At 67.2% G+C, this 503-nt stretch carries 1 protein-coding gene; it reads right to left on the bottom strand.

The window, feature by feature from the left end; all coding sequences use genetic code 11:
* Positions 1–36 precede the first annotated feature (36 nt).
* On the bottom strand, positions 37–503 hold a 467-nt coding region (locus D3D02_RS19085), incomplete at its 5' end, for a substrate-binding domain-containing protein (protein WP_199723213.1).

The following is a 503-nucleotide window of genomic DNA, read 5'->3' on the forward strand; positions in this document are numbered from 1 at the left end:
CCGGGACCGACTGGACGGTCGCTTCGAATGGCACGACTACGAGTCGTCGCTCTCGCTACTCCAACCCTCCGGAACGTACTGCTGGAAGTTCGGGTCCTCGGAGACGGCCTCCGGGAAGAACAGCTGCTCGCCGTTCACCTGGTACTCCGAGATGGCCTCCTGGACGCCCGGGCTGGTGATCCAGCCGATGTACGCCATCGCGAGGTCGTAGTTGGCGTTCTCGTGGACCCCGGGGTTGACCGCCATCACTCCGTACGGGTTCGAGAGGATCTCCGGCCCGTCCTCGATCGGCCCTTGGACGAGGATCGTGAGGTCGATCTCCGAGCGCTGCGAGATGAAGGTCCCGCGGTCCGAGAGCGTGTACGCGCCCTGCTGGTTCGCGATGTTCAGCGCCTCGCCCATCCCGGTGCCGGTCTCCTGGTACCAGTCGCCGCCGGGCTCCGTGCCGGCCGCCTCCCAGAGGTTCAGCTCCTTCGTGTGCGTGCCGGAGTTGGCGCCCCGGG

It is taken from the genome of Halobellus sp. Atlit-38R (assembly GCF_003665925.1).
In the GTDB taxonomy this organism is placed as follows: domain Archaea; phylum Halobacteriota; class Halobacteria; order Halobacteriales; family Haloferacaceae; genus Haloquadratum; species Haloquadratum inordinatus.